Source organism: Solirubrobacter phytolaccae (assembly GCF_027587195.1).
Lineage (GTDB): Bacteria > Actinomycetota > Thermoleophilia > Solirubrobacterales > Solirubrobacteraceae > Solirubrobacter > Solirubrobacter phytolaccae.
Window position 1 is genome coordinate 193,658 of record NZ_JAPDDP010000001.1, and the last position, 26,373, is coordinate 220,030.

The 26,373-nt window shown below is 71.8% G+C and carries 20 protein-coding genes; 14 read left to right on the forward strand and 6 right to left on the reverse strand.

Annotated elements, in window-relative coordinates:
- Positions 1 to 44 precede the first annotated feature (44 nt).
- On the forward strand, positions 45 to 986 hold the full coding sequence (locus tag OJ997_RS00745) for a hypothetical protein (RefSeq protein WP_270023074.1): 942 nt from the start codon (positions 45 to 47) through the stop codon (positions 984 to 986).
- Between the two features lie 13 nt (positions 987 to 999).
- Positions 1,000 to 2,400, forward strand: a complete 1,401-nt coding sequence (gene mnmA, locus OJ997_RS00750) for a tRNA 2-thiouridine(34) synthase MnmA (protein WP_270023075.1) — start codon at positions 1,000 to 1,002, stop codon at positions 2,398 to 2,400.
- Here the strand turns inward: mnmA and OJ997_RS00755 are convergent.
- A complete protein-coding gene (locus OJ997_RS00755) occupies positions 2,390 to 2,905 on the reverse strand; it encodes an NUDIX domain-containing protein (protein ID WP_270023076.1) in 516 nt (171 codons plus the stop codon). The genes mnmA and OJ997_RS00755 overlap by 11 nt on opposite strands.
- A gap of 27 nt (positions 2,906 to 2,932) precedes the next feature.
- Here OJ997_RS00755 and alaS point away from each other — a divergent pair, with 27 nt between their 5' ends.
- The 6 genes from alaS (at position 2,933) to OJ997_RS00785 (ending at position 16,788) form a co-directional block, all read left to right on the forward strand.
- On the forward strand, positions 2,933 to 5,569 hold the full coding sequence (gene alaS / locus OJ997_RS00760) for an alanine--tRNA ligase (RefSeq protein ID WP_270023077.1): 2,637 nt from the start codon (positions 2,933 to 2,935) through the stop codon (positions 5,567 to 5,569).
- Positions 5,457 to 5,933, forward strand: a complete 477-nt coding sequence (gene ruvX / locus OJ997_RS00765; RefSeq protein WP_270023078.1) for a Holliday junction resolvase RuvX — start codon at positions 5,457 to 5,459, stop codon at positions 5,931 to 5,933. The genes alaS and ruvX overlap by 113 nt, the downstream gene beginning before the upstream one ends.
- 69 nt (positions 5,934 to 6,002) lie before the next feature.
- Positions 6,003 to 12,113 (forward strand): PAS domain-containing protein, encoded by a 6,111-nt coding sequence (locus OJ997_RS00770; RefSeq protein WP_270023079.1) that lies wholly within the window; start codon positions 6,003 to 6,005, stop codon positions 12,111 to 12,113.
- A gap of 189 nt (positions 12,114 to 12,302) precedes the next feature.
- Complete coding sequence (mltG, locus tag OJ997_RS00775) at positions 12,303 to 14,207, forward strand: endolytic transglycosylase MltG (RefSeq protein WP_270023080.1); 1,905 nt, start codon at positions 12,303 to 12,305, stop codon at positions 14,205 to 14,207.
- The gene (gene aroE / locus OJ997_RS00780; protein ID WP_270023081.1) at positions 14,207 to 14,995 is read left to right on the forward strand and encodes a shikimate dehydrogenase; all 789 of its coding nucleotides are present in this window, start codon (positions 14,207 to 14,209) and stop codon (positions 14,993 to 14,995) included. The genes mltG and aroE overlap by 1 nt, the downstream gene beginning before the upstream one ends.
- Entirely contained in the window at positions 14,992 to 16,788 is a 1,797-nt protein-coding gene (locus OJ997_RS00785) for a GspE/PulE family protein (protein ID WP_270023082.1), read from the forward strand. Before aroE ends, OJ997_RS00785 begins: the two co-directional genes overlap by 4 nt.
- Positions 16,789 to 16,807: 19 nt before the next feature.
- Here OJ997_RS00785 and OJ997_RS00790 read toward each other — a convergent pair whose 3' ends face one another.
- A complete protein-coding gene (locus OJ997_RS00790; RefSeq protein WP_270023083.1) occupies positions 16,808 to 17,671 on the reverse strand; it encodes a protein kinase domain-containing protein in 864 nt (287 codons plus the stop codon).
- Positions 17,672 to 17,792: 121 nt separating this feature from the next.
- Here OJ997_RS00790 and OJ997_RS00795 point away from each other — a divergent pair, with 121 nt between their 5' ends.
- Both OJ997_RS00795 and OJ997_RS00800 read left to right on the forward strand, forming a co-directional pair.
- Positions 17,793 to 18,899 carry a type IV pilus twitching motility protein PilT gene (locus OJ997_RS00795; RefSeq protein ID WP_270023084.1) on the forward strand — a complete coding sequence of 369 codons (1,107 nt, stop codon included), beginning with the start codon at positions 17,793 to 17,795 and terminating at the stop codon, positions 18,897 to 18,899.
- Positions 18,899 to 20,113, forward strand: coding sequence for a type II secretion system F family protein (locus OJ997_RS00800; protein WP_270023085.1), 1,215 nt, complete (start codon positions 18,899 to 18,901; stop codon positions 20,111 to 20,113). The genes OJ997_RS00795 and OJ997_RS00800 overlap by 1 nt, the downstream gene beginning before the upstream one ends.
- Here the strand turns inward: OJ997_RS00800 and OJ997_RS00805 are convergent, their stop codons facing one another.
- Genes OJ997_RS00805 through OJ997_RS00815 form a run of 3 tightly spaced genes read right to left on the reverse strand, consistent with a single transcriptional unit; the run spans position 20,114 to position 22,710 of the window.
- Positions 20,114 to 20,977: a putative metal-binding motif-containing protein gene (locus tag OJ997_RS00805; protein WP_270023086.1), complete on the reverse strand. Its 864-nt coding sequence runs from the start codon at positions 20,975 to 20,977 to the stop codon at positions 20,114 to 20,116.
- Between the two features lie 58 nt (positions 20,978 to 21,035).
- Positions 21,036 to 22,022, reverse strand: a complete 987-nt coding sequence (locus OJ997_RS00810) for an EamA family transporter (RefSeq protein WP_270023087.1) — start codon at positions 22,020 to 22,022, stop codon at positions 21,036 to 21,038.
- Positions 21,979 to 22,710 carry an SDR family oxidoreductase gene (locus tag OJ997_RS00815; protein WP_270023088.1) on the reverse strand — a complete coding sequence of 244 codons (732 nt, stop codon included), beginning with the start codon at positions 22,708 to 22,710 and terminating at the stop codon, positions 21,979 to 21,981. The genes OJ997_RS00810 and OJ997_RS00815 overlap by 44 nt, the downstream gene beginning before the upstream one ends.
- Before the next feature lie 27 nt (positions 22,711 to 22,737).
- On the opposite strand from OJ997_RS00815, the gene OJ997_RS00820 reads away from it, so the two are divergent.
- The 4 genes from OJ997_RS00820 to OJ997_RS00835 all read left to right on the forward strand — a co-directional run bounded on the left by OJ997_RS00820 (position 22,738) and on the right by OJ997_RS00835 (position 25,600).
- Positions 22,738 to 23,358, forward strand: coding sequence for a hypothetical protein (locus tag OJ997_RS00820; RefSeq protein WP_270023089.1), 621 nt, complete (start codon positions 22,738 to 22,740; stop codon positions 23,356 to 23,358).
- Positions 23,359 to 23,382: 24 nt separating this feature from the next.
- Positions 23,383 to 24,246: a sulfurtransferase gene (locus OJ997_RS00825; RefSeq protein WP_270023090.1), complete on the forward strand. Its 864-nt coding sequence runs from the start codon at positions 23,383 to 23,385 to the stop codon at positions 24,244 to 24,246.
- 85 nt (positions 24,247 to 24,331) lie between these two features.
- Positions 24,332 to 24,886, forward strand: coding sequence for a hypothetical protein (locus OJ997_RS00830; protein ID WP_270023091.1), 555 nt, complete (start codon positions 24,332 to 24,334; stop codon positions 24,884 to 24,886).
- Positions 24,887 to 25,027: 141 nt separating this feature from the next.
- Positions 25,028 to 25,600: a C40 family peptidase gene (locus OJ997_RS00835; protein ID WP_270023092.1), complete on the forward strand. Its 573-nt coding sequence runs from the start codon at positions 25,028 to 25,030 to the stop codon at positions 25,598 to 25,600.
- Here OJ997_RS00835 and OJ997_RS00840 read toward each other — a convergent pair.
- A complete protein-coding gene (locus OJ997_RS00840) occupies positions 25,597 to 26,346 on the reverse strand; it encodes a DUF429 domain-containing protein (protein ID WP_270023093.1) in 750 nt (249 codons plus the stop codon). The genes OJ997_RS00835 and OJ997_RS00840 overlap by 4 nt on opposite strands.
- Between the last annotated feature and the right edge of the window lie 27 nt (positions 26,347 to 26,373).

The following is a 26,373-nucleotide window of genomic DNA, read 5'->3' on the forward strand; positions in this document are numbered from 1 at the left end:
GGGGAGGTGCCGATGGTGTGGATGTGAGCCAGATTTCCATGCCTATGCGCCTCCTCCTCATCGGCGCCGCCGTGTTCCTCGCCGCCTGGTTCACGGTCCTCAAGCCCGGCGGGGCCGAGGAAGCGCTTCCGCCCGTCGCCGCCGCGAACACGACGCAGCCCGCCGCGACCCCCGCCGGCGCCACCACGACGGAGGCGCCGGCCGACGAGAACACGAACGTCGCGGCCGTGGCCATCCCGGCCGAGGTGCTCTCGAAGCTGCCCAAGGACGTCGCAAAGGCCATCAAGGCCCGCAAGACGGTCGTCCTCGGCGTGTTCACCGACGACGACAAGTCCTACCGCCCGATGGCGGACGACGACCGCTACGTGCGCAACGCGCTCAAGAAGACCAACCGCTACAAGGGTCAGGTCTTCGCCAAGAACATCGGCGTCGCCAAGCTCGTCGACTACGCGCCGCTGGTCAACGACCTCCAGGTCCGGCAGACGCCGGCCGTGGTCGTCATCGACCGCAACCTCAAGGGCACCGTGCTCACCGGCTACGTCGACCGCATCGCCATCAACCAGGCGATCGCGGACGCCCGCCGCGACAGCATCGACCCGTACATCACGGACTCGTACCTCCAGCAGGCCAACGACGTCTGCGAGCGGTTCAACCTCCACGAGTCGCGCTTCTCGCTGCCGACCGTGCGCGGCAAGAAGCTCTGGCAGCGCACCGTCAAGCGCTGGAACGTGATGGGCAAGCAGTACATCAAGGCCGTGAAGAAGCTCGAGACGCCGGCCAAGTGGAAGAGCCTCGAGACCCTCTGGGTGCGGACGCTCAAGGAAGGCACCGACAGCGGCACCAAGGTGATGAAGGCCGTCATCGACGACGACTACGCGGCCTACCTCAAGGCCATGGACGAGTGGGACGCCAAGTACGCCCGCAAGCTCGACCGCCGCTTCAACACCGTGGGCCTCACCGCCTGCGCCCTCGACCGCCGGTCGTAGACTCGTAGCGGTCGTGGACCGCGAGCGTTTCGAAGAGCATCTCGCCGCGCCCACCGGGCGCGGCGCCCTGCGTTCCGGAGGGCATGACGGCCACGCCGGCGGCGCGCTGTGCGGGGATCTCATCCGCGTGTCGGTGCGCGTCGAGGGCGATCGGGTCGTGGCCGCGGGCTTCGACGCCGACGGCTGCGGCGCGCTGACCGCCGCGGGCTCGGCCGCCGTCATGCTCGTCGAGGGCGAGCACATCTTCACCGCCGCGCGCGTGGGCACGACGGCGATCGCCGAGGAGCTCGGCGGGCTCTCACCCGGGAAGCTGCACGCCGCCGACCTGGCCGCGGACGCGCTCCACCGGGCTTTGGGTGCCGCGGCGCGCGAGGCTGCCGTCCCGGTGGACGAGGGCCGCGTGCTCGTCGCGATGAGCGGCGGGGTGGACTCCGCCGTGGCCGCGCACCTGCTGCGCGAGAACGCCGTGGCGGTGACGCTGGAGCTGTGGCGCGACGAGGAGAACGATGCGGGGGCGTCCTGCTGCTCCGCTGACGCGGTCCGGCTCGCGCGCATGGTCGCCCACCAGATGGGCCTGCCGCACTTCACGCTGGACCTGCGGCCGGAGTTCCGGGCGGGCGTCGTGGACCCGTTCCTCGCCGGCTACGCGGCGGGCGAGACGCCGAACCCGTGCGTCTCCTGCAACGGCCACGTGCGCCTGGACGAGATGCTCGCGCTGGCCGACCGGCTGGGCGCGCCGTTCCTCGCCACTGGCCACTACGCGCGGGTCACGGAGGACGGCTTGCTGCGCGCGGCGGCCGATCCCGCCAAGGACCAGTCCTACATGCTCGCCGCGCTGTCCCCGGCCTCGATCGCGCGGATGCGCTTCCCGCTCGCCGAGCTGACCAAGCCCGAGGTGCGGGTGATCGCGACGGAGGCGGCGCTGCCGGTCGCCTCGCGCGCCGACTCGCAGGACCTGTGCTTCCTCGCCGGCACCGGCAAGGCCCGCTTCCTCGCGCGTCACGCGGGCCTGGAGGACAAGCCGGGCGAGATCGTCACGACCACCGGCGAGATCGTCGGCGACCATCACGGCGCGCACAACTTCACCGTCGGGCAGCGCAAGGGCCTCGGCGTGCAGGCGCCCGAGCCGCTCTACGTCATCCGCACGGAGGGTCGCCGCGTGGTCGTCGGCTCCAAGGACGAGCTCGCCACCCAGCGCGTGCGTGTCCGCGGCGCGCGGCTGCACCGCCCGGGCAGCGAGGTCGACGCGGTCCGCCTGCGGTACCACTCGCGCGCGGTGCCCTGCCGCGTCGTGGGGGAGGGCCGCTCGCTGGAGCTCGAGCTGGGCGAGCCGTTCCACGGCGCCGCCCCGGGCCAGACGGCGTGCCTGTTGCGCGGCGACGTCGTGGTCGGCGTCGGCACCATCACCGCGTAGCGAGGTGCCACGCGGCCACTGAGGCCGCGTCGCGGATCACGTTCTCGCGCACCATGGCGTCCACCTCGGCGACCGTGAAGCGGCGTACGACGAGGTCCTGCTCGGTCGGTTCGAGGGACTGCTCGCCGGGTTCGAGCCCGGTCGCGCGGAACACGTCGACGGCCTGGTCGGAGATGCCGTAGGCGAAGTGCAGGCGGCCCAGGTGCTCCATCGACGCCGCTCGGAGGCCGGTCTCCTCGGCCAGCTCCTGCCGGGCGAGCGCCTCGGGCGCGACTTCGCCGTCCTCCAGCGCGCCCTGCGGGAACTCCCAGAAGCGCGCCTTCACCGGGTGGCGGTACTGCTCGATCAGCCACACGTGGCCGGCGTCGAGCGGGACGATCAGGGCGGACGGACCCTTCTCGATGAAGCCGTACAGACCGGGCGTGCCGTCCGCGTACTCGGTGCGGTCCTCGCGCACGCGCATCCAGCGATTCTCATAGACGACGCGGGTGTCAACGACGCGCATGAGAGCGCAGCCTAGACTCAGGTCCCGATGACCTCCGACGAGATCCGCGAACGCTTCCTCAGCTTCTTCGAAAGCCGTGACCACAAGCGGCTGCCGTCCGGGTCGCTCGTCCCTGCCGAGCACGATCCGTCGGTCCTGCTCACCACCGCGGGCATGCACCCGCTCAAGCCGTACTTCCAGGGTCGAGAGAAGCCGCCCCATCACCGGCTGACGTCCTGCCAGAAGTGCTTCCGCACGCCGGACATCGACCAGATCGGCCTGACGACGCGCCACCTGACGTGCTTCGAGATGCTGGGCAACTTCAGCATCGGCGACTACTTCAAGGCGGACGCGGCGCGGTTCGCGTGGGAGCTGTCGCTGGAGGGCTTCGGCTTCAACCCGGACGACATCTGGGTCACGGTCTTCGAGGGCGATGAGGAGCTCGGCCTCGGCCCGGACCAGGAGGCCATCGACATCTGGCTCGAGATCGGGGTCCCGCGCGAGCGGATCGTCCTGTGCCCGCGCTCGGAGAACTTCTGGCAGGCCGGCCCGACCGGTCCCTGCGGCCCGTGCAGCGAGCTCTACCTGGATCGCGGACTGGACTTTGGCTCCGAAGACGACCTGCCGGGTGGAGACAACGAGCGCTTCCTGGAGTACTGGAACCTCGTGTTCATGCAGTTCGAGCAGAACCCGGTCGGCACGCTGACGCCGCTGCCCGCGCCGAGCATCGACACCGGCCTCGGCCTCAACCGCATGGCGCTGATCCAGCAGGGCGTCACCTCGATCTTCGAGACCGACCAGTTCGTGCCGCTGATCAAGGTCGGCGAGGAGCTCTCCGGCAAGCAGTACGACGGCGGGGACGAGACGGTCGACCGCGCGCTGCGCATCCTCGCCGACCACACGCGCGGGATGTCGTTCCTGATCGCGGACGGCGTCGTGCCGTCCAACGAGGACCGCGGCTACGTGCTGCGCCGCCTGATGCGCCGCGCGATCGTGCAGGGCCGCCGGATCGGCATCGAGCCCGGGTTCCTGCCCAAGTACGCGCAGGTCGTGCGCGAGACGATGGGCAAGGCCTACCCCGAGCTGATCGAGCACGCCGACACGGTCGACATGTGGCTCGCGAGCGAGGAAGAGAGCTTCAACCGCACGCTCGAGCAGGGCATGAAGCTGCTCGAGGACGTGATCGCGAAGACGAAGGCCGCGGGCGAGGAAGGCATCGGCGCCGACGAGGCCTTCCGCCTGCACGACACGTTCGGCTTCCCGTTCGACCTGACGCTGGAGCTCGCCGCCGAGCGTGGCGTCGGCGTCGACGCGGCCGGCTTCGAGCGGCTGATGGAGCGCCAGCGCGAGAACTCGCGTCCAGAGGCCACCGACGGCGTGGTGGACACGCGCGAGCAGCTGCGCGTGTTCGCGTCGGCCGCGGGCGCGCCGTCCATCTTCACCGGGTACGAGACGACCGAGCAGGCGACGGCGGTCGCTTCGGTGGTGCGTGAGGACGGCCGCGTGCTGGCGAAGCTCGTCGAGTCCCCGTTCTACGCGACCGGCGGTGGCCAGATCCACGACGGCGGCATCATCGAGTGCGAGGACGGGAACTGCTCGGCGAAGGTCGTCGACGTCGTCCGCCTCGGCGACGACCAGGCGCTCGTGCTCGAGCCGCTGACGGGTGAGCTGCACGATGGCGAACGGGTGTGGGCGCGCGTCGATCGCGCCGCCCGGCGCGCGACCGAGTGCAACCACACCGCCACGCACCTCCTGCACGCCGCGCTGCGCGAGCGGCTCGGCGGCCACGTGCACCAGGCCGGCTCCTACGTCGGCCCGGACAAGCTGCGCTTCGACTTCACGCACGGCGCGCCGTTGACCGCCGAGGACCGCGCGTGGGTCGAGGATCGCGTGAACGCGCAGATCCTCGAGAACAACCCGGTGCGGGCGCTGTCGACGACGCTGGACGAGGCGAAGTCGCTCGGCGCCATGGCGCTGTTCAACGAGAAGTACGGCGATGTCGTGCGCATGGTCGAGGTCGGCGACGGCGGCTTCTCGCGTGAGCTGTGCGGCGGCACGCACGTGCGCTCCACCGCGGAGATCGGCCTGCTGAAGATCACGCAGGAGACGTCCTCCTCGGCGAACGTGCGCCGGATCGAAGCGATCACGGGGCCCGAGGCCGTCGAGCTGCTGCGCAAGCACGACCGTGAGCTGACGGCCGCGGCGGTGGCGCTGCGCACGTCGCCGGACGCGGTCGCGGAAGCGGCGGCGACGGCGGTCGCCAAGCGTCGCGAGGCCGAGAAGGCGCTCGAGAAGGGCGCGGGCGCGGCCGACACGTCGGTCGGCGAGGTCGTGGAGATCGCGGGCGTGAAGGCCGTGTTCGAGATCCGCGACGTGCCGAACCCGAAGGCGCTGCCGGACCTGGCGGACAAGCTGCGCGGACAGCTCGGCGACCCGTCGGTCGTCGTGCTGGGCGCTCCGGGCGAGGGCCGCGCTTCGCTGCTCGTGTCAGCGACGCCGGGCGCGGTCGCGGCGGGCGTGAAGGCCGGCGCGATCGTCAAGGTCGCGGCGGCGGTCGTCGGCGGTGGCGGCGGTGGGCGCGACAACATGGCGCAGGCCGGCGGCAAGGACCCATCGAAGCTTCCCGACGCGCTCGTCGCCGCGCGCGCCGAGATCGAACGCGCCCTTGCGGGTTCTGGCACTTGATTACGGCTCGGCTCGCTGCGGCGTTGCGGTAAGCGACCCCACGGGGACGCTCGCGACGCCGCTCGAGCCGGTGCTCCGACCCGCATCGAAGAAGGGTTGGGCGGCGCTGAAGGCGCGGATCGCGGCATCGGGGGCCGAGCGCGTGGTGGTCGGGCTGCCCGTGTCGTTGAGCGGGTCCGACAGCGCGCAGACCGTCGAGGTGCGCGAGTTCGCGGCGCGCCTGGGGCGGGCGCAGTCGGTGCCGGTCGAGCTCTACGACGAGCGGTTCACCACGTCCTTGGCGCATCAGGCGGGCGGGAACGCGTCGCTGGACTCGCGGGCGGCGGCGGTGCTGCTCGAGGAGTGGCTCCGCACGCAACCCTAGGGCCACGACCCCATGTAAGGGGAGCGGGGGACCTGCCGATGACTCTGGGGGATGAACCCCGAGCAGTCCATGACGGCCGATGAGGTGCTGGCGGAGATCGCCGACCCGCTTGACGCGCTCCTACGTCAGGTCATCAACGGCTTCTTCGTGCTCACGGACGGCCAGGGCGCGGTCTCGAAGTGGTCAGAGCCCGCCGAGCTGCTGTTCGCGCAGCCGAGCGAGGAGATCCTCGGGCAGGGGTTCTTCGAGACGCTGATCGGCGGCACGCTGCCGCCCGCCGGGCAGGCCTGGCGCGGGTTCCTGGACGCCGGCGAGCCGCCGCGCGTGCCCGGCTCGGTGACGCTGACCGGCCGCCGGTCGGACGACGAGACGTTCCCGATGGAGGCCGTCTTCGTCCCGGTCAAGCTCGACGAGGGCTTCGACTTCTCGTTGTTCCTCGAGGACCTGAGTTTTGAGCTGCCGCTGAACCTGATGCTGATGCGCATGCGTCAGCAGCACCCGGTTGTGGTGCGGGCTTTGAAGTTGGCGCTGGAGCCGACCGCACAGCCGTGGGAAGGCTGGCGCACGGCGGGCACGCTCGTCGTCTTCAAACCGCTGGCCGCGACGCCGTGGGTCGAGGCCGAGCTCGCCCGCCGCGCGGCGGAGCGTGCTTTGGCGGACGCCGAGGCCGAGGAGCGCCTGAGCAACACCGATCCGGGCATCCAGGGCGGGCTGAACGACCTCGACGACGCCGCGGCCGTGGTGGCCCGCCTGCTGAGCGCGATGGAGCGCATCGACGAGCTCGAGCGCGTCGCCGGCGGGCTGCCGGCGCAGATGGATGAGGCGCGGCGCGACGTCGAGCGCGAGGGCAACGCCCTGCGCGGGGACGTGTCGCGTGCGCTGGCGGCCGTCCCGAGCGAGCTCGATCGTCACGAGGCCGAGCGTCGTCTGGCGCGCTTGGAGCGCGCGGACGAGGAGACTTTGGCGGCGGCTGAGGCGGCTGCGGCGCGCGTCGCCGCGCGCCTCGATGCACTGGAGCGCGAAGGTGCTGCTGCCGACGCGCGGCTCGCGTCTGAGATCGCCGCGGCCGAGGCCCGCGCCGAGGAGGCGCTCGCCCAGGTCTCCGGCGGCGGCGACGTCACCGCTCAGCTCGAAGCGGTCCGCGCCGAGCACGAGGAAGCGGCGCACGCGATCCGCTCCGAACTGTCCGCCACGGTCTCGCGCCTGGAGCGTGACCGGGAGACCGAGCGCTCCGCCGCTCGCGCCGAGCTCGCGGCCGCCCTGGAACGGGTCGAGCAGGTCCAGCGCGGCGCGGACGCCGTCCGCGAGCAGCTCCGCGCTGCCGTCGCCGACGACCGCGTCGACGCTTTGGCGGAGGCCACGGAAGCGCTCCGCGCCCGGGTCGCCGGCCTCGCGACCACCGACCAGCTCGCCGAGCTGCGCCAGTCCCTCGGCGTCGACATCTCCGCCCTGCAGGACTCCGTCGCGGGCATCGACACGCTCCGTGAGCTCGTCGCTCGCCACGAGTCGTCGACCGGTGAGATCGCGGGCCTGCGCGCCGCGTTCGAGGCGCTGCGGAGTGCCGCGCCCGCCGACCTCGCCGCCCTGCGCGAGGCAGTCACCCGCTTCGAGGGCACGGCGGAAGAGGTCGCGTCGCTGCGCGCCTCGTCGACGACGGCCGAGGACGTGGCCGCGCTGCGCGAGGCCGTGTCGCGCCACGAGGCGGCGGCGGGCGAGATCGCCGCGCTGCGCGAGGTCACGGCGGATCTGGGCGCCCTGCGCGCGGCCGCGGCCGATGTGGCCGCGCTGCGCGAAGCCGTTGCCGGCCACGAGGAAGCGACGAGCGAGCTTTCAGCGCTCCGCGAGGCGGTCGCCCGCCAGGAGGCCGCGACGAGCGGGCTTGCGGCCGGCGAGATCGCCGCGCTGCGCGAGGCCGTGGCGCGCGCCGAGGCCACTGCCGACGAGGTCGCGTCGCTGCGAGACACCGTGGCGCGTGCCGAGGCGGCCACGGACGAGATCGCCGCGCTGCGCGAGGCGGTTGCCCGCGGTGACGCTGCGGCGGACGAGGTTGCCGCGCTGCGTGAGGTCGTCACGCGTCACGAGGCGGCGGCCGGCGAGGTCGCGGGTCTGCGCGACGCGGTCGCGCGTGCTGAGAGCGCTGCCGACGAAGTCACTGCGCTGCGTGACGCCGTTGCGCGGCACGAGTCGGCGGCCGGCGAGGTCGCGGGTCTGCGCGACGCGGTCGCGCGTGCTGAGAGCGCCGCCGACGAAGTCGCGGCGCTGCGTGACGCCGTCGCGCGCGCTGAGGGCGCTGCGGACGAGGCCGTGGCGCGTCACGAGGGCGTGGCCGGCGAGGTCGCGGGTCTGCGCGACGCGATCGCGCGCCACGAAGCCACGGCCAGCGAGGTCGCGGGTCTCCGTGACGCCGTCGCGCGTGCCGAGGCGGCCACGGACGAGATCGCGGCGCTGCGCGAGGCCGTTGCACGCCACGAGGCGGCGGCGGGCGAGCTGGCGGGTCTGCGTGACGCGGTCGCGCGTGCCGAGGCGGCCACGGACGAGATCGCGGCGCTGCGCGAGGCCGTTGCCCGCGGTGACGCCGCTGCGGATGAAGTTGCCGCACTGCGCGAGGCCGTCGCGCGGCACGAGGCCACGGCGGGCGAGCTGGCGGGTCTGCGCGACGCGGTCGCGCGCGCTGAGGGCGCGGCCGACGAAGTCGCGGCGTTGCGTGAAGCGGTGGCGCGCGCTGAGGGTGCTGCCGACGAGCTCGCGGCGCTGCGGGACACCGTTGCGCGCCACGAGGCCACGGCCGGCGAGGTCGCTGGCCTGCGCGACGCGGTCGCTCGTGCCGAGACGGCGACGGACGACATTGCCACGTTGCGCGAGGCCGTTGCCCGGGGCGACGCCGCCGCGGACGAGGTTGCCGCGCTGCGCGAGGTCGTCGCGCGCCACGAGGCCACGGCCGGCGAGCTGCGCGACGCCGTCGGCGGTCTCGACGTGCTCCGCACGGCGGTCGCGCGGCACGAGTCGGCGGCTGGTGAGGTCGTCGCGCTCCGCGACGCCGTGGCCGCGCACGCCGCCGCGATCGGTGAGCTTGCCGCGCGGGCCGGCTCGGCCGCGGACGCCGGTGCGCTCAGCGACCTTGCCTCGCGCCAGGAGGCGGTCGCGGCCGAGCTGCGCGCCGCCGTCGCCCGCCAGGACGCCGCGGCGCGTGAGCTCGCGTCGCTGCGGGAGGTCGCGCACCGGCAGGAGGGCCTGTCCGCCGAGTTCGAGGAGCTGCGCGCGCAGATCGCCTCGGCCGAGATCGCCGCGGGCCGCTCGCCCGACGAGGTCGCCGTCGAGCAGCGCCTGCAGGCGACGCTGGGGGACACCCGGCGTGAGCTCGCCGACCTGCGCTCGCGGCTCTCAGGCCTCGACGAGGTGGAGTCGCTTCGCACCCGCGTCGACGACCTCGCCGAGCGCGTCGCTGCCGTCGACTACCTCGCGCGCGACGAAGACCTCCGCGCACTCCGCGACGAGCTCCACGAGCGCCTCGACGCCGTCCCGGGCCGCAACGAGCTGGCCGGCCTCGTCGACCGTGACGAGCTGGACACGCTCGCCACGCGCGACGAGCTGCGCGCGCGCCTCGCAGGGCTGGCCGGCAGCGACGAGCTGGCCGCGCTGCGCGAGCGGCTCGACGGCCTCGCGACGGGCGATGAGCTCGCGATGCTGCGTGCGCGTCTCGATGCGCTCGGCGGCGACGATCTCGCGGCGCGGCTGGACGGCCTGGCGACGCGTGACGAGCTGCGCGGTGCGGGCGACGAGCTGCGCGAGCGGCTCGGCGGTCTCGCGACGGGCGACGAGCTCGCGACGCTGCGTGCGCGCCTCGACGCGCTCGGCGGCGACGACCTCGCAGCGCGGCTGGACGGCCTGGCGACGCGTGACGAGCTGCGCGGTGCGGGCGACGAGCTCGCGGCGCTGAGCGAGCGGCTCGACGGCCTCGCCACACGTGACGAGCTGCGCGGTGCGGGCGACGAGGTCGCCTCGCTGTGTGCGCGCCTCGACGCGCTCGGCCCCGACGATCTCGCGGCGCGGCTGGACGGCCTGGCGACGCGTGACGAGCTGCGCGGTGCGGGCGACGAGGTGGCCGCGTTGCGTGCGCGCCTCGACGCGCTCGGCGCCGACGACCTCGCGGCGCGGCTCGATGGTCTCGCGACGCGGGACGAGCTGCGCGCGCTTGCGGGCAGCGACGAGCTGGCGGCGCTGCGCGAGCGCCTCGACGGCCTCGCCACACGGGACGAGCTGCGTGGTGCGGGCGGCGAGCTGGCGGCGCTGCGCGAGCGTCTCGACGGGCTGGCCACGCGCGACGAGCTGCGCGGTGCGGGCGACGAGCTCGCCGCGCTGCGAGCCCGCCTCGACGCGCTCGGCGCCGACGATCTCGCGGCGCGGCTGGACGGCCTGGCGACGCGTGACGAGCTGCGCGGTGCGGGTGACGAGTTGGCCGCGCTGCGTGAGCGGCTCGACGGCCTCGCCACGCGGGACGAGCTGCGTGGAGCGGGCGACGAGCTGGCGGCGCTGCGTGTGCGCCTCGACGCGCTCGGCGGCGACGATCTCGCGACTCGACTCGATGGTCTCGCGACGCGGGACGAGCTGCGTGGGGCGAGCGACGAGCTTCGTGCGCGCCTTGAAAGCGCTGCCGGTCGCGATGAGCTGGCGGCGCTCCGCGAGCGGCTCGACGGGCTCGTCGGCGGCGATGAGCTCGCCTCGCTGCGGGATCAGCTCGACGGGCTTGCGGGCCGCGAGGAGCTGCTCGATCTTGCGACGACCGACGATGTCGCGGAGCTGCGGGCGTGTCTCGACGCGCTGCCGAGCGGTGACGCGTTCGCTCGCCATGAGGATCTCGCCACGCTGGCGGGACACGACGAGGTCGACGCGCTGCGCGAGCGGCTCGGGTCGTTCGCCCGCCACGAGGACCTCAGCGGTCTTGCGGGCCGGGAAGAGGTCGCGGCGCTGCGCGAGCTGCTCCAGGGTTTGGCGGGCCGCGACGAGCTCGCGGGTCTGGTCTCGCGCGACGAGCTGCAGGCGCTGGCCGACCGGCTCGCGCAGATCGACCGGGGCGCGGGCACGGTCGTGGCCGACGTTCGCGGCATGCGCGGCGACCTCGAGGTCACCCGCGGGCAGGCCGCCGCGGCGGAGACCGAGGCGCTTGGCGCCCGGCAGGCCGCGGTCGCGGCCACCGAAGCCGCGAACACGGCACGCGAGCACGCGGCGAAGGCCGCCGAGGACGTCGCCGCCGCTCGGCGCGACCTCGAAGCGCAGGCCAACCGGAGCCAGCTGCTCGGCGAGCAGGTCGCTTCCGCACGGACCGACGCGACCGCCGCCCGCGCGGCGACCGAGGGGCTGGACACGCGCCTGGCCGCGATCGACCAGCGCGCCGCGTCGCTTCGGGGCGAGCTGGACACCGTCGGCGGTCAGGTCGACCGGCTCGGCGGGACGCTCGTCGACACGGGTGTCACGCTGCGCGGCGAGATCGGGGACGTCCGCGACGGGCTCGACCAGCTGCGGACCGAGCTCGCGATCATCCGCGACGAGGCCAAGCGCGGCGACGACCGGATGGAGGCGATGCAGTCCGAGCTGAAGTTCGCGCTCAGCAGCCTCGAGGAGCTCAAGCAGGGCCTCAGCTCCGCGGGCCAGGCGGCCGTGATCGCGCGGCGCGAGGCCGGCGAGGCGCGCAAGGCCGCGCTCCAGGACGGCTCGACCGAACGCGTCACCGAGGTCTTCCAGCAGATCCTGGGGCTGGCCGCGCAGCGCAACGCGCAGACGCGCCGCCCGCAGCAGGTCCCGACCCCGCCGCCGCGCCCCGAGCCGGGTGTGCGCGAGCCGCGTCACGGCTTCGACGACGCGCACGCCCCGATGGCGATCCTCGCCCTGGACGGCAAGTTCAAGGAGCTCAACCCGGCATTCACGAAGCTCGTCGGCTACAAGGAGCACGAGTTCCAGAAGGCCGCGTGGCCGTCGCCGCACGACCGCAAGGACTACAAGGAGCAGCTCGAGCAGCTGCGGCAGATCGGCCTCGGCGAGCTCCGGCAGGTCGACGTCACCAGCACGTACATGCACGGCCAGGGCCTGATGGTGCCGGTCGTCGGCCGTCTCACGCTCGCGACGAGCGGCGACGGCGCGCCTTCGCACCTCGTCCTCGAGGCCGAAGACCGCGTCACGACGTAACTCCGTCGGCGACGCTCGCTAGCATTTCCCACTGGTCGCTGACCCTGATGCCTGCCGGGAGTCCACCCGGCGCGCCAGGGTCCCTACCCGTTAAGCACGTTGTTCGGCAAGCGCTCGGACCAACCCCGCACTTCTGAGGACCGCGCACGCGCCGCGGCCGAACGCGCTGCCCGGCGCGAGGGTCGCCCGTTGCCGGCGGACGCGTTCGAGGACTCCGTCCGCCCACCGGACGTGGAGCCGCGCTCGGTGCGCCGCGTCGAACGCGAGCCGGAGCCGGTCGAGTTCGTCCCGGAGCCGCCGCGCGAAGCGGCTCCGCCAGTCGCGCCGCGTGAAGAGGCCGCGCCGGACGTGGCTCCGCGTGGCGAGTCCGCGCCGGACCTGGCGCCGCGTGACGAGGCCACGCCCGAGAGGGCTGCGCGTGGCGAGTCCGCGCCGGACGTGGCTCCGCGTGACGAGGTCACGCCCGAGCGGGCAGCGCGTGGCGAGTCCGCGCCGGACCTGGCGCCGCGGGGCGAGTCCGCGCCCGACAGGGCACCGCACAACGAGGTCGCGCCGGACGCCACGCCGCGCGACGACGCGCCCGACGCGGCACCGCACAACGAGGTCACGCCCGACGCCACGCCGAGCGACGACACGCACTCGGAGGCCTCCCGCCTCGAGTCGGCTTCCGAGGCCGCGCGCCGCGACCCTGCGCCCCCGGCCGCCGACTCGGTGCCGCGCGAGCCCGACCGTCCCGTCAGCGACCATCTGCACCAGCCGACGGTCGAGTACACGCCGTTCCAGACCGAGGAGCACGAGGCGCCGCTCGGCGACCCGCGCGCCGACGAGCCGGAGATCCGCGCCACGCGGGCCGCGCAGACCGCGACCGCCGAGCACGACCTCTTCGACGAGCCAGAGGAAGAGCCGGAGTTGAGCGAGCCCAAGCCGCTGCGTGCCGCGCCCCCGCGTGAGGAGGCCGCCGCGCCGCGCAAGCGTCCCGCGCCGAACGCGCCGCGCCGTCGGCGTCGCACGCCTCCGCCGCCCAAGACGCGCAACGGGGGTGGGAACGGCGGCCGTTGGGCCCGCCGCGGGCTCATGCTGGTCGTGATCGCGGTGATCCTGGTCGCCGGCTACGTCGCCAACGCGACCTTCCAGCCGTTCCACGGCGACGGCGAGGGCACCGTCAAGGTCTCGATCCCCGAGAACTCGGACGCCGACAAGGTCGGGCAGATCCTTGTCGACGCGGGCGTGATCGACTCCGCGCGCTTCTTCGTGCTCAACGCGACCGTCAACGGCAGCCGCAGCGACCTGCGCCCGGGCGACTACACGCTTCAGAAGGGCATGAGCAACGAAGCGGCGATCGACGTGCTCACGAAGGTCCCGGAGAAGCCGACCGCCGTCCCGACCGTCGATCTCACGCTGGTCGAAGGGCCCTCTCGCAAGGAGAACGCGCCCGTCGTCGACAAGTCCGAGAAGGTCAAGGGCGACTACGCGAAGGCGTCGGCCTCGGACGCCACGCTGAAGCGCATCCGCGAGCTGGGCGCCCCGAAGGGCACGAAGACCTCCGAGGGCTTCCTCTTCCCGGCCACGTACACGCTGCCGGAGGGCTCGTCCGCGCAGAAGCTGGTCGACGCGCAGCTGGACGCGTTCGAGGAGAACTTCAAGTCGGTCGACCTGGCCTACGCCAAGCGCAAGAAGCTCACGCGCTACGACGTGCTGATCATCGCCAGCCTCATCGAGCGGGAGGCGTCGCTGGCCAAGGAGCGCAAGCTCGTGTCGGCGGTCATCTACAACCGGCTCAGCGAGGGTATCCCGTTGGGGATCGACGCGACCACGCGCTACTCGACGAACAATTGGACCCGAAGCATCAAGCAGTCCGAGCTCGACAAGGACGAGCCGTTCAACACGCGGCTCAACCGCGGCCTGCCGCCGACGCCGATCGGCAACCCCGGGCTCGCCTCGATCAAGGCGGCCGCCAAGCCGTCGACCGCGAAGAAGTACCTCTACTACGTGCGCAAGTCCAACGACGACTCGGGCGAGCACGTGTTCACCACGACATACGCGGAGTTCGAGAAGGCCCGGCTGCGCTACGAGGCGTCTCGCGGCGGCGGCTGATGCGCCTGGGCGTGTGCGGCTGGCCGGTCGCCCACTCACGTTCGCCGCAGATGCACAACGCCGCGCTCGCGCAGCTCGGCCTCACCCAGTGGCGTTACCAGCGGTTGCCGCTGCCGCCGCACCTGTTCGAAGCCACCGTCCGCGCGCTCCCGCAAGCCGGCTTCCGCGGCGTCAACGTCACGATCCCGCACAAAGAGGCGGCCCTCCAGCTCGCCGATGAGGCGACCGAGACCGCGAAGGCGATCGGCGCGGCGAACACGCTCACGTTCGAGAATGGCGTCATCCACGCCGACAACACCGACGCGACGGGCTTCCTCACCTCGCTGAAGACGTCCGCGTACGACAAGACCGCGCTCGTCCTCGGCGCCGGTGGCTCGGCGCGCGCGGTCATCTACGCGCTCAAGCAGGCGGGCGTCGACGAGCTGCGGATCTGGAACCGCACCGAAGCCAAAGCTCACGCCCTGGCGGAAGAGTTCAACGCAACCGTCAGCGATGAGACCGCCGACATCATCGTCAACTGCACGTCCGTCGGTCTGCACGACCCTGGTGACACCTTCAAGGAACTGCCGCTTAGCGCCGATGAACTGGGTGCCGGATGCACGGTGGTGGACATGGTCTACCGACACGGCGGCACCCTCCTCCTGAACGCCGCGAAGGCGAACGGGGCGGAGGTGGTCGACGGTCTGGAGATCCTGGTCGCCCAGGGCGCAGCGTCACTGGAACGCTGGACCGGCCGGACGGCTCCCGATCAGGCGATGCGGGAGGCTGTCGCGGATATCGCCACATGAGCTCGACGTTCGAAACCACACCCCGGCCGCGCCGCGGCAACGGCATCACCACGCCCACCCGGCGCGGCGGTTCCGGCCGCGTGCTCACCGACGTGATCGTCGACCTCGGCTTCATCGACCGCGGCACGATGGACCTCGCGATCGCGCGCGGCACGGAGTCCGGCTCCGCCCCCGAGCGCGTGCTCGTCACCGACGGCACGCTCAGCAACGAGCAGCTCGCGCGCGCCGTCGCGGAGCGCTTCGGGCTCGACCACATCGACCTCGCGCTCTACCGCGTCGATCCGGACGCCGCCAAGCTCGTCACGCCCGCCGCGGTCCGCCGCTACCAGGCCGTCCCGGTCTCCTTCACCGGCGACCGCACGCTGATCGTGGCCATGGTCGACCCCGCGAACGTCCTCGCGATCGACGACATCGCCGTGATGACGGGCTACGAGGTGCGGCCGGCGGTCGCCAGCCTCGCCGACGTCGAGCGCCTGCTCACGCGCCTGGAGGACCCGAACTTCGGCGACGGCGCGGTCGCGCCCGAGGAGGCCGAGGAGCTCGCGGACCTCACCCCGGACCGGCCCGCCCAGCCCGCCGCGCCGGCGTACGACCTGCGCGAGAACCAGCCGATCAACTTCGGCTCCGGCGGCGAGGACTCGTCCGTCATCCAGCTGGTGCACCGCGTGATCCAGGAAGCGGTCGAGCGTGGCGCCTCCGACATCCACTTCGAGCCCCAGGAAGAGGAGATGCGGGTCCGCTACCGCATCGACGGCGTGCTCCAGGAGGCCGCGACGGTCCCGATCACCGCCGTGCCCGCGGTGGTCAGCCGCATCAAGATCCTCTCCGACCTCGACATCGCCGAGCGCCGGATCCCGCAGGACGGTCGCATCTCGCTCGAGGTGGGGACCAAGCCGATCGACCTGCGCGTCGCCACGCTGCCTTCGCAGTACGGCGAGAAGGTCGTCATGCGCATCCTGGACCAGTCGAAGGTGATGATCCAGCTCGAGCAGCTGGGCATGCTCCCGCAGGCGCTCGAGCGGTTCACCAAGGCGTTCGGCCAGGCGCACGGCGCCGTGCTCGTGACCGGCCCGACCGGCTCGGGCAAGTCCACGTCGCTGTACGGCGCGCTCAACCAGCTCAACACGGTCGAGAAGAACATCATCACGATCGAGGACCCGGTCGAGTACCAGCTGCAGGGCATCACGCAGGTCCAGGTCAACAACAAGGCGGGCCTGACGTTCGCTTCCGGCCTGCGCTCGATGATGCGCGCCGACCCGGACATCATCATGGTCGGCGAGATCCGCGACAAGGAGACCGCCCAGATCGCGATCGAGGCGGCGCTCACCGGCCACCTGGTGCTGAGCACGCTCCACACCAACGACGCGCCGGGCGCCGTCACGCGATTGATCGAGATGGGCGTCGAGCCCTTCCTGGTCGGCTCGGCCGTGGACTGCGTCGTCGCCCAGCGCCTCGCCCGCCTGCTGTGCGAGGAGTGCAAGCGCCGCACGACGATCACGTCCGAGGTCATGCGCGCGAACGGCTTCAACGTCGGCCTGGACCTCGAGGCCTACGAGCCGGTCGGCTGCGCCCGTTGCGGCGGCTCCGGCTACAAGGGCCGGATCGGCCTCTACGAGGTCATGTGGGTCAGCGACACGATCCGCTCGCTCGCCGTCTCCCGCGAGCCCTCGGAGACGATCGCGCACGCCGCGGTGCACGAGGGCATGATGCGCCTGCGCGAGGACGGCCTGGAGAAGGTCCGTCGCGGCCTGACGTCGATCGCCGAGATCGCCCGCGTCGCCGGCACCCGTTAGTACGGTCTCCGCGAACGCCTTAGTAGGCGAGGTGGGTGTGGCAATGCAGGCAGCGCTCGGCGGCGTCGCGACCGCGAGCGCTCCCGCACTGGGGACATGAGTCAGCGCGACTGACTGTCAGCGGTTGGTCGAACTCCGGCTCCTGAAGCCGTTGCACAGATGGCTTGGTACGCAGATGTGCCTGCAAGTCTCGGATTGCCCACCGTTTGGCGGGGTCATAGGCCGTAGTTCCGTCGATGAGGCGCCGCCACCATGCCGTGAACGGGTGATCGTCCGAAGATCCTTCGTCTCGATTGAGCATCGTGGCCCACGCGGCGATACGACCAAGCGCGAAGATGTCGGCTTCAGGTCCCACCTTGCGCGGATCGGCGACCTGCTCTGGCGCCATGAACTCTGGCGTTCCGAATCGCTCCAAAGGCTCAGTCATTCGCGGAGCTTTTCGCGGTGGGAGATAGACAAACCCCCAATCCGAGACGGTCCAGCCGCCACCGAAAACCAGGATGTTCCCTGGCGAGAGGTCTCGGTGAACGTAACCCTGAGCATGGGCATAGGCGATGGCCGACACCACGCCCGTCATGCCGGCTCGGAGGTACATCCATTGGGCTCGTGGGAAGGGGCCCAGATCGTCGAGGCTGCATTCGGCCTCGTCCGTCGCATACCAACCCAGATCGGTGTCGTGGTCACGCACCGGGAGGATGTTCGGGTGGTCCAGTGCCTTTTGAGCTTGGATCTCCCGCACCATCCGTTGGTGGGACCAGGTCGACGGGCGCGAGACTTTGATCGCTACGCGAGCGCCATCGTACGGATCTGTCGTGAAGTACACGAAGGCTTGGCCGCCTTCCTTCATGCGATTCGGATCTAAGACATAACGGCCAAGTTGCATCTCTCACGAAGAATAAGCGGAGCGTCGGCCGGAACGCGAACAGCTGTTCGTTCCCATCGGTGCGCGTGGGGCCTGAGCCCCACTTCAGGCGCTCCCCGTCCCTGCCGATACCAGGGATGGCATGAACTTCGACTTCGCGGACATTTTGCTCAAGGTCGTGGAGCACAAGGCTTCCGACCTCCACATCACCTCGGGGGCTCCGCCCACCATCCGCGTCCGCGGCTCGCTGGTTCCTCTCGAGGGCATGCCGAACCTGACGCCGACCGACACGCGCGAGATCGTCTACGCGATCCTCTCGAGCTCCCAGCGGCAGACGTTGGAGACCGACTGGCAGCTCGACTTCGCCTACTCGGTCCCGGGCATCGGCCGCTTCCGCGTCAACACCTTCTTCCAGCGCGGCACGCTCGGTGCCGCGTTCCGCCTGATCCCGTCCGAGACCGTGCCGATCGAGAACCTCGGCCTGCCGCCCGTCGTGCGCGAGTTCGCCAAGAAGCCGCGTGGCATCGTGCTCGTGACCGGCCCGACCGGCTCGGGCAAGTCGACCTCGCTGGCGTCGCTGATCAACGAGATCAACGAGACGCGCGACGAGCACATCCTCACGATCGAGGACCCGATCGAGTTCCTGCACCGCCACAAGCGCTGCATCGTCAACCAGCGTGAGATCGGCCAGGACGCCCCGAGCTTCGCCGCCGGCCTGAAGGCCGCGCTGCGCCAGGACCCCGACGTGATCCTCGTCGGCGAGATGCGCGACCAGGAGACGATCGGCACCGCGCTGACCGCGGCCGAGACCGGCCACCTGGTGTTCGCGACGCTGCACACGCAGGACGCGCCGCAGACGATCGACCGCATCATCGACGTCTTCCCGCCCGCCCAGCAGGGCCAGATCCGCGCCCAGCTCGCGATCGGCCTCCAGGGCGTCGTCACCCAGACGCTCGTGCCGACCGCGGACGGCCAGGGCCGCTGCGTCGCCGCCGAGGTGCTCGTGCCCACGCCGGGCGTGCGCAACCTGATCCGCGAAGGCAAGACCCACCAGATCTACTCGCTGATCCAGACGGGCGGCGCGGAAGGCATGCAGACGATGGACGCTTCACTCGCCGGCCTCGTCCGCCAGGGCCGGATCACGATGGCCACGGCCGAGACCCGCTCCTCCCAGCCGGCCGAGATGCGCCGCCTGGTGCAGGCGCCCGCCGCCGCCGGCGGCACGATCGCTCCCCCGGTGGCCGTCTGATGGCCGCCGCGGTCTGGACCTACAAGGCGGTCGACGGCGCCGGCGTTCCCTCCAAGGGTGAGCTGAAGGCCACCTCCAAGGACGAGGCGCAGCAGCAGCTCAGCGCCCTCGGCCTGAAGGCCATGGAGGTCAACGAGAAGAAGTCGGCGCTCAAGGCCGACATCACGCTCTTCCAGCGCATCAAGGCCACCGAGCTGACGGTCATGACGCGTCAGCTGGCGACCATGATCACCTCCGGCATGACCCTCCTGCGCGCGTTCTACGTGCTCGAGGATCAGATCGAGAACAAGAAGCTCGCGGAGACGATCGGGGCTGTCCGCGAGGACATCGAGTCCGGCCTCGCGTTCTCCGAGGCGCTCGCCAAGCACCCGAAGGTGTTCTCGCCGCTGTACGTCGCCATGGTGCGCGCCGGTGAGACGGGCGGCGTGCTCGAAGCGTCGCTGGACCGGATCTCCGACCAGCTCGAGAAGGACGACGAGCTCAAGCGCCAGGTCAAGGGCGCGATGGCCTACCCGATCGTGGTGCTCACGTTCGCGCTCTGCGTGCTGATCGGCCTGATCGCGTTCATCGTCCCCGTGTTCGTCAAGGTCTTCGCCGACTTCGGCGGCGACCTGCCGTTCATCACCAAGATGACCGTCCAGGCGTCGAACGTCGTCACCGGCCAGTGGTACGTCCTGCTGGCGGTCGCGATCGGCGGGCCGATCGGCTTCAAGAAGTGGCGCACGAGCACCTGGGGCCGCCCCCAGTGGGACCGCATCCGCCTGAAGTTCCCGTTCAAGATCGGCGTCACCGTGCAGAAGATCGCGCTCGCGCGCTGGTCGCGCACGTTCGCCGCGCTCTACTCGGCCGGCGTGCCGATCATGCAGGCGATCGAGATCACCGGCCAGACCGCGGGCAACTCCGTGATCGAGAAGGCCATGTACGACGTGATCGAGTCGGTCAAGGCGGGCGGCTCGATCGCGGACCCGCTCAAGGAAGCGCCGATCTTCCCGGGCATGGTCGCGCAGATGATCGCCGTGGGCGAGGAGACCGGCAACCTGGACGCGATGCTCTCCAAGGTCGCGGACTTCTACGAGGCCGAGGTCTCCGCCGCCGTGAAGGCTTTGACGTCGATCCTCGAGCCCGTGATGATCATCCTCGTGGGCGGCATCGTCGGCTTCATCGTGATCGCGATGTACATGCCGATGTTCAAGGTCTACGACGCCATCAAGTAGCTAGCGCAGCGTCTTGGTCACGATCGTCGGGCGTTTGCTCGGGCGGATCGTGACCACCTTCGCCATGCCGATCGTGTTCGGCTTGGTGACCTCGATCGTCAGCTTCGCGCCTGCCTTCAACGTCTGGTTGCGGAAGGCCGTGAGGGCGACGGTGCCGCGCTTGCCGGTGAGCGTCTGCGTCTTGCGCGGGCAGCCGCCCGCGCAGGTGAGCTTGATGGTCGCGCCGCTCGGGACGCCCTTGAGGCTCAGCGTCGAGAAGCGCGTCGAGCGCTTGTTGGCGTTCATGAAGTAGGTGACCGTGAACGAGAGCGTCGAGCGCGGCTGCGCGGCGGCCACCGGAGCCGGAGCCAGAACCGCAGTCGGAGTGGGCGCGGGAACGGCCGGCGTCACGGGCGCTTCCGGTGTGGGCGTGGCGGTCACGGGCAGGGAGTCCAGGCCGTCGCAGTTCTCGTCGACGCCGTTGCCGGGGACCTCGAGCGCGCTCGGGTGGATCGCCGGGTCCGCGTCGTTGCAGTCGGCGGGGAGGGCGTGGCCGTCCTGGTCGTCGTCGATGGCCGTCACGACCCACGAGCGCTCGACCATGGGGCCCAGGGTCCCGTCCGTCACATCGACCGCGCGGACCTGGAACGTGTGCTTGCCGACGGTCAGGCCCTTCATGGTGAGGGGCGACCGGCACGGCCCGAAGAAGTCGGTGCGGCCGGTGCCCAGGCGGCACTCGTACGCGTAGGTGCGCCCGCTCAGCGCGCGGAACTCGAACGTCGCGCTCGAGCGGGTCTGCGAGGACCCGTCGGCGGGACCGGAGGAGATGTTCGTCTCGGGCGGGACGGCGGCGGCGAGAAGCAGTGCGGAAGCGACGGCGAGCACGCGCCCGACCATACGTCCGCCCCGCTGGGCGCAGCGCACCCCTTGGGAGTGATTCGGCTCACCCTGCCGCCGGTTCTGGCGCGCGGGCGCTGCGGGTCGCGCCCGCCGACGCGGCGACCACGCACAGCACCGCGATCCACTGCGACACGTGGAGCGCCTCGCTGAGCACCAGGAAGCCGATCAGCGCGGCCATCGCCGGCTCGAGGCTCATCAGGATCCCGAACACGCGCGGCGGGATCTTGCGTAGGGCTTCGAGATCGACCGTGTAGGGGACCACCGACGAGAGCAGCGCGACGCCGAACCCGGCGATCAGGACCCACGGCTGCAGCAGCGCCGTCCCGCTGTCGGCGACGCCGAACGGCACCGCGATGAGCGCCGCGACCGCCATCCCCAGCGCGAGGCCGTTGCCCTCCGTCGTGTGACGGCCCAGCGCCGCGCCGACCAGGATGTACAGGCCCCAGAACGCGCCCGCGGCGAGGGCGAACAGCACGCCGAGCAGGTCCAGATCGCCGCCGCCCTCCATCAGCAACACCACGCCGCCGGCCGCGAGCAGCGCCCAGAACGCGTCCATCCAGCGTCGCGACCCGAGCAGCGCGACGCCCAGCGGGCCGAGGAACTCGATCGTCACCGCGATCCCCAGCGGGATCCGCGACAGCGACAGGTAGAAGCACAGGTTCATCAGCCCGAGCACGACGCCGTAGCTGAGCACGGCACCCCAGGCCTGCCGGCTCAGGTTGAGCGCCGGCCGCCACAGCAGCATCAGCACCGCCGCGGCGAAGAACAGCCGCAGCGCGACCGTCCCGAAGCTGCCTACCTCGTCAAAGAGCTGCTTGGCGACCGCCGACCCCAGCTGAACGCTGACGATGCCGAGCAGTACCAGTGCGGTGGGCGGGAACGTGCCGATCGCACGTCCGGCCAGCGCGGTCAGGGAAGACCACGTCGGCGTGTGCCGCGATGAGTCCCGTAGTCGTGCATGGTGGCTTGGGCGCAGCGTAGCGCGGTCATCGGGCGGAGAAGCCGCCGTCGGAGGCGATCGTCTGGCCATTGACCCAGCCCGCCTCCTCGCTGCACAGCCACGCGACGAGCCGCGCGGCGTCGGTCGGCGTGCCCCAGCGGCCGGTCGGCATCGCGGCTTCGACGCTGCGCCGGAGCGCGTCGGTGGCGTAGCCCGTGTCGTTCGGGCCCGGGTCGATGCAGTTGACGGTGATGCCCCGCGGCGCGAGCTCGAAGGCCAGCGAAGCCGTCAGCTGCTGGAGCACCGCTTTGGACGCGATGTAGGGGAGCTGCGTGGGCATCGCGGAGTAGTACTGGCCGGAGCTGAAGAGGACGATCCGGCCCGCGTCCGGCGACGGGTCCTGCGCGGCGAACGCCTGGACGAGCAGCAGCGTGGCGCGCGCGTTGACCGCGAACGACCGGTCCAGCTCGGCCGCGGTGAGCTCGCTCAACGACTGCTGGGAGCTGCGGGCGTGGTTGGCGACCAGCACGTCGGCGCGCGTGGCCGCGAAGAGTTGCCGGGGCGCGTCCGGGTCCTCGAAGTCGAGAGCGAGGAACGGCGCGCCCAGCTCCTCCGCGATCCGCTCGCCGCCGCCCGGCTCCTCGCCGTAGACCTGCTCGGCGTCGTGCGGCGACCAGCCCGTGAGGAACAGCTCGAAGCCGTCGGCGGCCAGACGCCGGGCGATCGTCGCGCCGATCCCGGCCGCGCGGCTCACGCCGGTGACGATGGCGGTGGCCATGGCGCCACGGTACTAGGCTCGCGGTCGATGTCCGGACCGCGCCGGAACCGTGTGACGCCGCTCGGCGAGATCATCGCCGACCCCGCCCGTGGGCTCGTGTACGGCAACCGCGGGTGCCTGCACGACGCGCACGGGCAGATCCGGCGCAGCCACTCCGGCCGGCTGTGGATCGCCTGCCGGCTGGAGTTCAAGGGCCGCCGCCGCCCGCTGCTGCGTCCCGGCCGGTACACGGAGCTGTTCTTCCTCGACGACGCGACGGCGCTCGCGGCGGGCCACCGGCCGTGTGCCGAGTGCCGGCGCGAGGACTACGACCGCTTCCTCGAGGCCTGGCCGGATCCGTTCCCGCCGGGTCCGCGGGCGCCGGTGATCAACGCGCAGCTGCACGCGGAGCGGCTCGACGAGCACGGCACGCAACGCCACCACTCGAACACGTTCGACGCGCTCCCGGACGGCACGTTCGTCCTGCGCGAAGGCGCGCCGTGGCTGGTGGAGGGAACGTCGCTGCGGCGCTGGACGCCGGGTGGCTACGCCGACGCGATCCGTCGCCCGCGTGGGACCGCGGTGGTGATCACACCGCCGTCGCTGGTAGCGGTGCTGGCCGGCGGTTGGCGGCCGACCGCCGTGCCGTTCATCCATAAAAGCCGTTAAGCCGACTGAGTATCGTCAGTTTTCATGAGCACGCTTCCCACGCCGCTTGTCTCGACCGACTGGCTCGCCGATCACCTCGCCGACGCCGACCTGCGCCTGCTCGACGCCACGGTCTTCCTCGCGCCGCCGACCGAGGCGGGGGAGGACTGGACCGCCGAGCGCGGCGCCGCGGCGCACGCCGAGGAGCACATCCCGGGCTCCCGCTACGCCGACATCGTCTCCGAGCTCTCGTCCGACGACGGCTGGTTCACGCGCCCGGACGCCGACGCGTTCAAGGCCGCGGTCGAGCGCCTCGGCGTCGGCGACGACACGAAGGTCGTCGTCTACGACCGTGCCGCCTCGATGTGGGCGACGCGCGTGTGGTGGCTGCTGCGCTCGTACGGCTTCGAGGCCGTCGCGGTGCTCGACGGCGGCTTCGGCGCCTGGAAGGCCGAGCGTCGCGCGACGACCGGCGAGTCCACGCCGGACGCCCCCGCGGCGACGTTCACGCCCCGCGACCGCCCCGAGCTCGTCGCCGACACGGCGCAGGTGCTCGACGTGGTCAACGACGGTGGCGCGTGCCTGATCAACTCGCTCACCGCGGAGGACTTCAGCGCGACGAGCACCGACCGCTACGCGCGCCCCGGTCGCATCCCCGGCAGCCTCAACGTGCCGGTGTTCGACCTGCTCGCCGCCGACGGCACCTTCAAGCCCGCCGACGCGCTCCGCGAGCAGTTCGCGGACGTCCTTGCCCGGCCGGGCCGCAAGATCACGTACTGCGGCGGCGGGATCGCGGCGACGGGCGACGCGCTCGCGCTGTACGTGCTGGGGGAGACCGACGTCGCGGTCTACGACGGTTCCCTGCGCGAGTGGACCTCGGACGCCACGCTCCCGCTCGAGGTCGGGTGAGAACCCTCTAATCGAAACCTCACAGAGCGCTTACCGCCGCGCGAGAAGTTCCAGCCTCCTCAAACCCACCAGGAGGTTGGTTCACATGAAGCAGTTGCTCGGCATCGCCGCGGTCGTCGCGGCGTCGTTGGCGGTCGTCCCGGCGGCGTCCGCCGACGAGCGGACGTGTCGCGGCGCGCTCGGTGCGGTCACCGTCGACAACCTGCGCGTGCCCGAAGGCGCGACGTGCACGCTCACCGGCACGTCGATCAAGGGCACGCTCAAGGTCGAGAAGGGCGCGACGCTGACCGCGAGTGGCATCCGGCTCGTCGGCAACGTGCAGGCCGAGAACGCGAAGTCGGTGACGGTCAAGGCCGGCTCGCGCGTCGGCGGCTCGGTTCAGGTCAAGCAGGGCGGCGGCGCGACCGTGCGCGACAGCACGATCGCGGGCGATATCCAGTTCGACGAGAACCGCTCGGCGCTCACCGCGCGGGCGAACCGCGTCGGCGGCTCGATCCAGGTCGTCAAGAACACGGGCGGCGTGACGATCACTGCGAACCGCGTCGACGGCAACCTGCAGTGCAAGGAGAACCGTCCGGCGCCGAAGGGCTCCGGCAACGTCGTCAACGGCAACAAGGAAGACCAGTGCGCGCGGCTGTAGCCCGCTGAGAATGGCGCTCGCCCCCATATGGGGGCGACCGCTGTTCGCGCAAATGTCCCTGCTGCTAGCGTGGTTTGGAGGTCACAGCCCGTGTGGTCACGCGTTCACGCGTCCGGGCTTCCAATCACCGAAAGGACAACGATGCCGCGCCGTTCCAGGCGGCGGCTCGTCCCGATCACGACGCTGATCGCGTGCGCTTTGCCGTGCGCCGGGGCGAGCGCCGCACCGAACACGAGAGTCGACTTACCGCTGCCGGGGAATGAGCAGCGCGTCGAAGAAGCGGGGCAGGCGCAGACGCTGCGCGCGCTCGCCGACCGCAAGCAGGACCGGCGTGACGCCGCGGTCCGCGAGTCCCGCGCGGGGGACGGGGTCGTCGACGTGGCGAAAGCCCAGATCGGCGACGGCTACGCCTACGGCGCCGGCGGGCCCGACGCGTTCGACTGCTCCGGCCTCACGGCCTATATCTTCGGGCGGCGCGGCGTCTCGCTTCCGCACAGCTCGTTCGGCCAGGCGGCGATGGGCCGGCCCGTCTCGCGCGACGACATCCGTCCCGGCGACCTCGTCTTCTTCAGCACGGCAGGCTCGGGCGCGTCGCACGTGGGCATCGCGACGGGTAAGACCACGGCGGTGTCCGCGACCAACAGCGGCGTGATGGAGCACTCGACCGTCGACGCGTACTGGGGTGGCCACTTCGTGACCGCCCGTCGGCTCTAGTCCGTCAGCGTCGCCAGGGTGTCCGGACGTGGCAGGTGGATCCAGCCCTCGACGCGCGCGCTCGCGCTGAGGTCCTCGTCGGGCGGGATCGTCTCGCCGCGCTCGGCCGCCCGCGCGACGAGCGCGCACAGGAGCGCGTCGAGGCAGTCGTCGGACGTGACGCAGTCGGCACGCCATTTGTCCTTGATGTCGAAGTGCTCGCCGAGGCCGGAGAGCAGGATGTCGACGAGGTCTGCGCGCCGCTTCGAGCCCGCTTCGCCTTTGTAGGACGGCGCGCGGGCCGTGTCGAACGAGCCGCGGAGCCAGCAGCGCAGCGCCGCGTCCGGGTAGGCCTCGACGACGAGCCCGCGGCCGTCGCGTGGCGCGTCGAGGCCGCTCAGCAGCCGCGCGCAGCGGAACGCGCAGTACGCGATCCGGTCCGTCGAGACCGACAGCGGGAGCTTGCTCGCGTGCGCGTGCACGAAGCGGTCCGTCTCCCGGTACGCCAGCTCGGACGCCTCGAGGCTCGGCCACCGCTCGAAGCGCTCGTGACCGGTGAGCGCGGCGACGAACGCGGCCGGCCAGCCGAACGGCGCGTCGATGCCGACCTTTGCGTGGTCGTCGCGGATCGCCCGCCGGAGCGTCTCGTCGTCCAACGCCCCGAGCTGGAGCTGCGTGACCGTGGCCGCGCCGGCGTCCCACGTGATCTCGCACAGCGCGGTGTTCCGCGGCTGGGACGCGAGGTCGATGCCGAGCGTGGTGATCATCGCGCAAGAAATAGCGTTGCGGCAGCC

Coding starts and splice junctions, on each gene's coding strand:
- OJ997_RS00745 (WP_270023074.1), top strand. CDS start 45: ATGCGCCTCCTCCTCATCGGCGCCGCCGTGTTCCTCGCCGCCTGGTTC.
- OJ997_RS00755 (WP_270023076.1), bottom strand. CDS start 2,905: ATGCGCGTCGTTGACACCCGCGTCGTCTATGAGAATCGCTGGATGCGC.
- alaS (WP_270023077.1), top strand. CDS start 2,933: ATGACCTCCGACGAGATCCGCGAACGCTTCCTCAGCTTCTTCGAAAGC.
- OJ997_RS00770 (WP_270023079.1), top strand. CDS start 6,003: ATGACGGCCGATGAGGTGCTGGCGGAGATCGCCGACCCGCTTGACGCG.
- aroE (WP_270023081.1), top strand. CDS start 14,207: ATGCGCCTGGGCGTGTGCGGCTGGCCGGTCGCCCACTCACGTTCGCCG.
- OJ997_RS00785 (WP_270023082.1), top strand. CDS start 14,992: ATGAGCTCGACGTTCGAAACCACACCCCGGCCGCGCCGCGGCAACGGC.
- OJ997_RS00790 (WP_270023083.1), bottom strand. CDS start 17,671: ATGCAACTTGGCCGTTATGTCTTAGATCCGAATCGCATGAAGGAAGGC.
- OJ997_RS00795 (WP_270023084.1), top strand. CDS start 17,793: ATGAACTTCGACTTCGCGGACATTTTGCTCAAGGTCGTGGAGCACAAG.
- OJ997_RS00800 (WP_270023085.1), top strand. CDS start 18,899: ATGGCCGCCGCGGTCTGGACCTACAAGGCGGTCGACGGCGCCGGCGTT.
- OJ997_RS00810 (WP_270023087.1), bottom strand. CDS start 22,022: ATGGCCAGACGATCGCCTCCGACGGCGGCTTCTCCGCCCGATGACCGC.
- OJ997_RS00815 (WP_270023088.1), bottom strand. CDS start 22,710: ATGGCCACCGCCATCGTCACCGGCGTGAGCCGCGCGGCCGGGATCGGC.
- OJ997_RS00820 (WP_270023089.1), top strand. CDS start 22,738: ATGTCCGGACCGCGCCGGAACCGTGTGACGCCGCTCGGCGAGATCATC.
- OJ997_RS00825 (WP_270023090.1), top strand. CDS start 23,383: ATGAGCACGCTTCCCACGCCGCTTGTCTCGACCGACTGGCTCGCCGAT.
- OJ997_RS00830 (WP_270023091.1), top strand. CDS start 24,332: ATGAAGCAGTTGCTCGGCATCGCCGCGGTCGTCGCGGCGTCGTTGGCG.
- OJ997_RS00835 (WP_270023092.1), top strand. CDS start 25,028: ATGCCGCGCCGTTCCAGGCGGCGGCTCGTCCCGATCACGACGCTGATC.
- OJ997_RS00840 (WP_270023093.1), bottom strand. CDS start 26,346: ATGATCACCACGCTCGGCATCGACCTCGCGTCCCAGCCGCGGAACACC.